This is a genomic window from Acidobacteriota bacterium, assembly GCA_030774055.1.
Taxonomy (GTDB): domain Bacteria; phylum Acidobacteriota; class Terriglobia; order Terriglobales; family Acidobacteriaceae; genus JACPNR01.
Genome location: JALYLW010000031.1, coordinates 1 through 7,739, shown reverse-complemented (window position 1 = coordinate 7,739; position 7,739 = coordinate 1). Strand labels below are relative to the sequence as shown.

At 63.7% G+C, this 7,739-nt stretch carries 8 protein-coding genes and 1 pseudogene; 5 read left to right on the top strand and 4 right to left on the bottom strand.

All coding sequences use genetic code 11. The features are described from left to right. From M3P27_02375 to rlmN, 4 genes are all read right to left on the bottom strand, one after another. Positions 1-1,500: hydantoinase/oxoprolinase family protein (locus tag M3P27_02375; protein ID MDP9267156.1), on the bottom strand; the 1,500-nt coding region annotated here is incomplete at its 3' end. Between the two features lies 1 nt (position 1,501). Then, positions 1,502-2,224: a hypothetical protein gene (locus tag M3P27_02370; GenBank protein ID MDP9267155.1), complete on the bottom strand. Its 723-nt coding sequence runs from the start codon at positions 2,222-2,224 to the stop codon at positions 1,502-1,504. Between the two features lie 52 nt (positions 2,225-2,276). Next, positions 2,277-2,813 carry a GNAT family N-acetyltransferase gene (locus M3P27_02365; GenBank protein ID MDP9267154.1) on the bottom strand — a complete coding sequence of 179 codons (537 nt, stop codon included), beginning with the start codon at positions 2,811-2,813 and terminating at the stop codon, positions 2,277-2,279. Positions 2,814-2,926: 113 nt separating this feature from the next. After that, a complete protein-coding gene (rlmN, locus tag M3P27_02360) occupies positions 2,927-4,099 on the bottom strand; it encodes a 23S rRNA (adenine(2503)-C(2))-methyltransferase RlmN (protein MDP9267153.1) in 1,173 nt (390 codons plus the stop codon). A 159-nt stretch (positions 4,100-4,258) separates the two neighbouring features. On the opposite strand from rlmN, the gene M3P27_02355 reads away from it, so the two are divergent. From M3P27_02355 to M3P27_02335, 5 genes and pseudogenes are all read left to right on the top strand, one after another. After that, positions 4,259-5,536, top strand: a complete 1,278-nt coding sequence (locus M3P27_02355) for an insulinase family protein (protein ID MDP9267152.1) — start codon at positions 4,259-4,261, stop codon at positions 5,534-5,536. Between the two features lie 233 nt (positions 5,537-5,769). Next, positions 5,770-6,015, top strand: coding sequence for a hypothetical protein (locus M3P27_02350; protein ID MDP9267151.1), 246 nt, complete (start codon positions 5,770-5,772; stop codon positions 6,013-6,015). Positions 6,016-6,109: 94 nt separating this feature from the next. After that, positions 6,110-6,193: pseudogene (locus M3P27_02345) on the top strand (prepilin-type N-terminal cleavage/methylation domain-containing protein). Positions 6,194-6,758: 565 nt separating this feature from the next. Beyond that, a complete protein-coding gene (locus M3P27_02340; protein ID MDP9267150.1) occupies positions 6,759-7,214 on the top strand; it encodes a hypothetical protein in 456 nt (151 codons plus the stop codon). Positions 7,215-7,502: 288 nt separating this feature from the next. Beyond that, on the top strand, positions 7,503-7,739 hold a 237-nt coding region (locus M3P27_02335; GenBank protein MDP9267149.1), incomplete at its 3' end, for a prepilin-type N-terminal cleavage/methylation domain-containing protein.

Here is a 7,739-nt window from a genome sequence, read left to right as displayed (position 1 = left end):
CCACAGCACCGTGCGCGAGTAGTGCTTCACCACGTCCGAAACCAGGATGCCGAGGGCGGAGAGCGCTCCGGGATGCGCCGGCACCAGCACGCGCGGGATGGCGAGCGCCTGGGCCAGTTCGCAGGCGTGCAGCGGACCGGCGCCGCCGAAAGCCACCAGGGTGAAGGCGCGCGGATCGTGTCCGCGCTCGATGGAGACCACGCGCAACGCTTTTTCCATGTTGGCGTTGACCACGCGGATGACGCCGGCGGCAAAAGCTCCGACTTCCATCGCCGATCCGCTGCGCTTGAGCCACGCGCGTACCAGCGTCCGCGTGCGTTCGAGATCGAGGGTGAAGCCGCCACCGAGAAAGGCATCCGAACGCAGGCGGCCGAGCAGCAGGTTAGCGTCGGTGACGGTGGGCTGCTCGCCGCGTCCGTAGCAGATCGGCCCGGGCTCGGCGCCGGCGGATTCGGGACCCACGCGCAACGCGCCGGCCGCGTCAAAGCGGGCGAGCGAGCCTCCACCCGCGCCCACGGTGTGGATGTCGAGCATGGGCACGCGCACCGGCAGGCCGGCAACGTCCGCTTCATTCGTTGTCTGCGCCGCGCCGTCGGCCAAGCAAACGTCGGTCGAGGTGCCGCCCATGTCAAATCCGATGATGCGGTCGCAGCCGCTGCGCCGCGCCATCGCGGCCGCGCCCACCACGCCACCGGCCGGCCCGGAGAGTACCGTCCTTACGGGCTCACTTGCCGCAGTCGCCAGCGCGGTGATGCCGCCGGAGGATTGCATGACGAAGATGCGCGGCTGGACTTGGGCTGCGCCTTGGCCCAGCCGCGCCGCGAGATTCTCGAGATACCTCTGCATCACCGGTTGCAGGTACGCATTCACCGCGACCGTGCTCATGCGCTCATACTCGCGAAACTCGGGCAGGATCTGGTGCGAGAGCGAGAGCGGCACGCCGAGAGTTGCGAGCGCCGCGGCGACGGCGCGCTCGTTCTCCGGCGCGACGAACGAGAACAGCAGGCACACGGCGATGGCTTCGGGACGCGCGGCCGCAACTCGCGCGGCGAGGCGCGCGAGTTCTTTTTCGTCGGGCCGGCGCAGGATGGCGCCGTCGGCGGAGACGCGCTCGTCCACGCCAAAGCGCAGTTCCTGCGCGACCAGTGGCGGCGTGCGGTCGAAGAAGAAGTCGTAGAGGCGCGGGCGGTGCTGGCGGCCGATCTCGATCGCGTCCTCGAAGCCGGCGGTGGTGACGAGCGCGACACGCGCGCCCTTGCGCTGTAGCAGCGTGTTCGTCCCGACCGTGGTGCCGTGCAGCAGCCGCACCGGGCGGGGCGTGCCAGTACGCGAAACCGCCTCGGCGATGGACTGCGACGGGTCGGCGGGCGTGGAAAAGACTTTCAGGATGCGGATGCGTCCGCGCTCGATCCAGACGCAGTCGGTGAAGGTGCCACCAGTATCGACGGCAACGCTGGCTTCTGGTCTGTGTCTCGTGTCCGTGTTCCTGGCGCGCGGCACGCTAGCCGTTCCAGTGAGACGAGATGGTGACCGCGCCCGCAACGATGCAGAAGCATGAGGTCAGCGCAGCGGCCAGGCGCGCCCCGAAGTGCGGACGCGAGCCCACAAAGCGCAACGCCGGGCCCGCGATCAAGCCATAGCCCACCATGGCGGCGATGATGCCGAGCGTGAATGCGCCGACGCGCAGCGCGGAGATGACCAGCGTCTCGCTCAGCGCGATGGGCACGACGGCGAGCAGCCCGCGGACGCCACCAAAGGCGAAGAGCGCGCCCAGGGCGGCGGCGAGGCGTCCTTCGCCATGACGATGGGGTGCGTGGGAAGAGTCGCGAGTGAAGAAGTGCAGATGGAAGTGGCGGTGCTGGTGCGCGCGGTGTGACGCGTCATGGGACGCGTCGTGGGAATGGACGTGCGCGTGCGAATGCGAATGAAGCTCGATCTTGCCGAACAGCAGCGCCGCTAGCATCACGAGGCCGGCAAGCAAGAGCAGTGTGCCCGCAGCGACGTCAAGACGGATCTCCCAGTCCTGCGACAGCAGTCCCCGGCCGAAGTGCGCGGCCAGGCCGGCGGCAGCGATCACGGCGGCGTGTCCGATGGCGAAGCGGGCCGAGACAAAGACGACGCGGCGAGTGCCTCCGCTCACCGCGCTGAGCGCGGTGATGGCCGCGAGATGGTCAGGGCCAAGCCCGTGGAGCGCGCCGGCGAGAAAGATCAGGAGGATGAGCATCGCTTCATTCGGAATGCGCGATTGTAGCAAAGCGGGCGCGCGAGCCAGGTGGTCAGAAGCGTTTGGCCATCTGGAAGGCGTCGAGCGAATCGAGGTAATAGCGCGGGATGGTGCGGATGATGGTGTAGCCGAGCCGTTTGTAGAAATTCACCGCCGCAAGATTATCGACCGCGACTTCGAGCACGATGGCGACGGCGCCCGCGGCGCGCAAGCGCTCTTCCGCGGCTGCCATCAGGCGCGTGCCCAGGCCGCTGCGGCGCGCGTCCGCGCGTATGTCGATGGTGACGATCCATCCGTAATCGCGTTGCATGTGCGCGATGAGGAAGCCGGCGAGTGCTCCACGTTCATCCTCCGCAACGATGGTGAAGGCGCGGCGGCGGCGGATGAAGTGGTTGAGTTCCGCGGCGGGATAAGCGATGCCTTCGGCGAAACACTGCTGGTCGAGCGCGAGCAGCGCGTCGAAGTCGCCGACGGCGTAGTCGCGCAGCGTCAGTCGTTGGTCGTCGGTCTGGTCGTTGGTTTGGTCGTTCGTCCGGACGACGCGCCCTGCGCTTTTGGCTTTCGGCTCTTTGCTCTTGGCGGCGCGCATCCCCAAACGATACACCCGTGCCGGGGGCCCAAGTCATAGCAGAGTGGGATGAGCGCGGGTGAGCAGCAGATGGCCGACTCGGCCAATCTCCCATGGAGCTGGAAGCAGTCGCGTCAGGGACGCAGCGCGATCAAAGGCTCGTCGGAAACGGTGCGCTTGAGCTGGCCGCAAGCGGCGTAGATGTCGCGGCCGCGAGGGCGGCGGATGAACGTGGGCAGGCCCGCCTTGATCAGGACTTGCTGGAAGGCGCGGACGCGGTCGTCGGCAGGCGTGCCGAAATCGATGCCCGGGCCGGGATTGAGCGCGATGAGATTGACCTTGGCGCGCAGTCCGCGGAGCAGCTCGGCGAGTTCGCGGGCATGCTGCACGTCGTCATTCACGTGGTCGAGCAGCACGTACTCGAAAGTGATGCGCTCGCGGTTGCGCAGTGGGAAAGCGCGCGCGGCGTCGAGCAGCATGGCGATCGGCCACTTGCGATTGAGGGGCATGATGCGGGCGCGAACCTCGTCATTCGAGGCGTTCAACGAGATGGCCAGCTTCGGACGCACCGGCTCCTGGCCGAAATCATGGATGCGCGGCACGATGCCGGCGGTAGAAACCGTCATGCGCGAGGCAGGGATGCCGGCGCCTTCCACCAGCAGCCGCACCGCCTTGATGAGATTGTCGTAGTTGAGAAAGGGCTCGCCCTGTCCCATGAAGACCAGGTTGATGCGGTCTTCGCCCACGCGCGCGCCGCGCTCGTTGAGTACCGCCAGCACCTGTCCAACGATCTCCCCGGCGCTGAGGTTGCGCTGCATGCCGAGCGTAGCGGTAAGGCAGAACTGGCAATCCACCGCGCACCCGACCTGGCTGGAGACGCAGATGGTGGCGCGGTCCCAACTCTTCGCTCTCAAGGTCTGCGATCCCGAAGTCTTCGTTCCCGAAGCCGGCCCTGCTTCTTCATCACCGGCGGGCGAGCCGTCGCCGGCCTCGCCGCCATCGCCTTCGGGCATCCACACGGTCTCCACGCTTTGGCCGTCGGCGAAGGCGATCAGGTAACGGATGGTCCCGTCGCTCGAACTGTACTGGCGCTCGATGCGCGGCAGGCCAAGGGTGAAGGGTGCGGTGAGCGGATCACGCATGCGTTGCGGCAGCGTGGAGGCGGCGTCGAGCCCGCTCACGCGCTCCCGATAGATGGCCTGAAAAAGTTGGCGGGCACGATATTCCGGCTCGCCGGCTTCTTGGACGAGCGCGGTAAGCTCATGAATATCAAGGCCTAATAGTTCGAATTGTGAGTCACTACGCATGCATCCAATAGGAGGCGCAGAAGCAGGGCCCTCGCGCCATTCTAGTACGTTTATGGGACGCAGCGCGTCCTTCTAAGATACTGAAAATAGAGGGCTAATGTTACCGGCGCGAGCGGTATGCTGTGTAACAATCGATACCGGAGTCGCGGAAAGAAAGTCATGGTCGAAGACGTTCGCAACATCCATCGCGAGGTATTGCCCAACGGTCTGATCGTGCTGACCGAGCAGATGCCCCATCTGCGCTCGGTCTCGATCGGCATCTGGGTGAAGTCGGGGTCGCGCGATGAGACGGCCGAGCACAACGGCATCTCGCACTTCGTGGAGCACATGGTGTTCAAGGGCACCAGCTCGCGGACGGCGGAAGACATCGCCCGGCAGATCGATTCCCTCGGCGGCAACATGGACGCCTTCACCGCCAAAGAGTGTGTGTGCTTCAACGTGAAGGTGCTCGATGAGCATATGCCCATCGCCTTCGACGTGCTCAGCGACCTGGTGCTGCATCCCGTGTTCGACGCGAAAGATATCGTGCGCGAGCGCGGCGTGATCATGGAAGAGATCAAGATGGATGAGGACAATCCCGATTACCTCGTCCACGAGATCTTCACGCAAAGCTTCTGGCAGGATCACCCCCTGGGCAAGCCCATCCTGGGGACGAAAGAGACGGTGCGGAACTTCGAGCAGCCGCTGCTGCTCGACTACTACGCCCAGCGCTTTGCTCCCGGGAACCTGATCATCTCGGCGGCCGGGAACGTGGACCACGCACAGTTCGTGGAGATGGTGAAGAGCCGGTTCCAGGCACTGAAACCGGTGGCTAACGGCTTTCACGGCCCAGCGCCGGCGATCACCGCGCGCATCAATATGCGCAACAAGAAGGCGCTCGAGCAGGTACAGATCTGCGTGGGCGTGCCTTCCTACCACATCTCGCACGCGGGCCGGTACGTGTCTTACATCCTGAACACGCTGCTCGGCGGCGGCATGAGCTCGCGCCTCTTTCAGAATATCCGCGAGCGCCAGGGGTTGGCGTACTCCATCTACAGCGACCTGAATCCGTACCGCGATACCGGATGCCTCTCGGTGTACGCCGGCACGTCGATCGAGTCGGCGTCGAACGTGGTCGAATCGGTGGTCGAGGAGTTCCGCAGGTTGAAGGGTGACGCCGTGCCCGCAGATGAGTTGCGCCGCGCCAAGGACCAGCTCAAAGGCTCGCTGATGTTGAGCCTGGAATCCACCACCGCGCGGATGTCGAACCTTGCCCGGCAGGAGATGTACTTCGACCACTTTGTCGGGCTCGACGAGATCATCGATCGCATCGAGGCGGTCGAGGCCGGCGACTTGCAGGCCTACGCGAATGAGTCGTTCCAGACCGACTCTGTCGCCGTAACCGTGCTCGGAAACCTTGGCGGCCTGAAGATCTCGCGCGAACAGTTAGCCTGCTGAGCGCTCCCCAGGGGCTGGACCACCCGTCGCTTCGTCCGTCCGGCCTTGGTTTACAAATGGACAAATTGGGTGACATTCGTTGACATTTTCTGTCAGTCGGGTCGCGCATGGTCTAGGCAGGGCGCGGTGGATATCTCGTAACTAACTCATTCTACATTAGATATTTGATTGCCTGCTGCCTCATCGAATGGGGGATGGATTGCACTACATACCCCGTGATGGAACCCCGTCTCATGAAGGTCGCGCTGTTTGCCATGGTGATCGTCGCTGTGGCGTGCATGAGCGTGTTCACCGTGGAACCCGGAACCGGCTCTTATCAGGCTGTGAATGGGCCGACAACGGTTTTCCAGGGGCTACGCGCAGCCATGCTGGTGATGTTACTGGTAATGGCCGGTGCGACCGTCGTAACCAGCTACGGGGCTCACACCGGAACCGTGCGCGCCACTGATTCCGAGCGTTCCTGCACCATGCTTTGCTAGTCTTCCCTTCCTTTGCTCGGTTCCCAACCCTGCGTAACGAGTTATCTGTTCAGTTGCAAAGCTTCAAGCTTCACCTTCTTAAGGAGGAGGCGTAATGAGGAAACAGAAAGGTTTCTCGCTTATCGAACTGCTGATCGTGGTGGCGATCATTCTGATCATCGCCGCGATCGCGATCCCCAACTTGCTCAGCGCCCGTAAGTCGGCGAACGAGAGTTCGGCTGTGGGTTCGCTCCGCACCATCAACACCGGCGAAGTCAGCTTCCAGGGCAAGCACAACGCTTATACCTGCACGCTGGGCAACATGGGTCCGCTGCCGGGCGACGCTTACCTTGACGCCTTGCTGGCTGGAGCTACCACCGCGGCTACCGCAAAGAGCGGCTACTTCTTCAACACTGGAACCTGCGGCGCGGCCGTAGCCATCCCGCCTGCTATCGCTCCTGTGGCCACCCCGGTGGTCTCGTACGAGTGGTGGACACAGCCGGCGAACGCTGGCGTCACGGGTAACTCTTCCTTCTGCACCGATACCTCTGCGGTGATCTGGAAGGATGTAGCCACCCCGTCGAGCGGAGTTACCTGCTTAGCGACCAAGACACCGATCGGGTAACACTGGATCCATAACTGACCACCGAGCCAGGGGCTTCCCCCTGGCTCCTTTTTTTGCCGCGACCCGACACGCCCTCGCGACCTGCTTCCGGCAGGCAGATGCGACCACCGCCGGTTCGCTGCTGTGCTAGGCTGCGCCCATGAGCGGGGCACGTTCCTCCTGGATCGAGATCGGCTTGCTTGCAGCGATCGTCGCCATGGTCACCGTGATCGCGGTGCCGGGGATCCTGGTCAGCAAGAGATCGGTGAACGAGAGCGAGGCGGTCGGGGCTTTGCGGGCGCTGAATGTGGCGGAGTTGAGCTACCACAATCGGCATCCCGCGACCGGCTTCACCTGCTCGCTCGAAGAACTCGGCGACGAGCGCTTGATCGACGCTAAGACCGCGAGCGGCATCCGTTCCGGCTACCGCCTGCGGGCAAGTGGATGCCGCAGCGGCACCCCCAAGTCGGCGGTGATCACTGAATACCAATGGTTCGCCGACCCGGTGGGTCCTGAGAGCGGGACGCGTCACTTCTGCACCGATCAGAGCTCGGTCGTCCGGGGTAGCGACCAACGGTCGGGCCAGGACTGTCTGGTGCTGGGGTCGGAACTGTAAGCCTGGAGCTGTGCGGCTGCCGTCCCAGCCGGCAGCTGACAAAATTCAGCCTTGGCGATTGTCAATTATTGTCAATCGCCATCCATTTTCCCCGTCCTGTGTCTAGGCGCCTCCGAGTCGCACCAAATGTTCTTGTAAGAGATTGATAACAATACAGAAAGTGGTGGCGCTAAATCTGTGGATAACCCCTAGAGTGGACTCGAACGTGCGCTTAGATACACCCGCAGGGGTAGGAATCGACGTAGAGTTCATTTCCAAATTGAGAGAGTAGAGAGAGGAAGACAAAGAATGCGGAAACAGAAGGGCTTCTCGCTTATCGAACTGCTGATCGTGGTGGCGATCATTCTGATCATCGCCGCGATCGCGATCCCCAACTTGCTCAGCGCCCGTAAGTCGGCGAACGAGAGCTCGGCTGTGGGTTCGCTCCGCACCATCAACACCGGCGAAGTCAGCTTCCAGGGCAAGCACAACGCTTATACCTGCACGCTGGGCAACATGGGTCCGCTGCCGGGCGACGCTTACCTT

Bases quoted from the DNA above. Each gene is read 5' to 3' on its own strand.
- M3P27_02370 (MDP9267155.1), bottom strand. From the start codon at position 2,224: ATGCTCATCCTCCTGATCTTTCTCGCCGGCGCGCTCCACGGGCTTGGC.
- M3P27_02365 (MDP9267154.1), bottom strand. From the start codon at position 2,813: ATGCGCGCCGCCAAGAGCAAAGAGCCGAAAGCCAAAAGCGCAGGGCGC.
- rlmN (MDP9267153.1), bottom strand. From the start codon at position 4,099: ATGCGTAGTGACTCACAATTCGAACTATTAGGCCTTGATATTCATGAG.
- M3P27_02355 (MDP9267152.1), top strand. From the start codon at position 4,259: ATGGTCGAAGACGTTCGCAACATCCATCGCGAGGTATTGCCCAACGGT.
- M3P27_02350 (MDP9267151.1), top strand. From the start codon at position 5,770: ATGAAGGTCGCGCTGTTTGCCATGGTGATCGTCGCTGTGGCGTGCATG.
- M3P27_02340 (MDP9267150.1), top strand. From the start codon at position 6,759: ATGAGCGGGGCACGTTCCTCCTGGATCGAGATCGGCTTGCTTGCAGCG.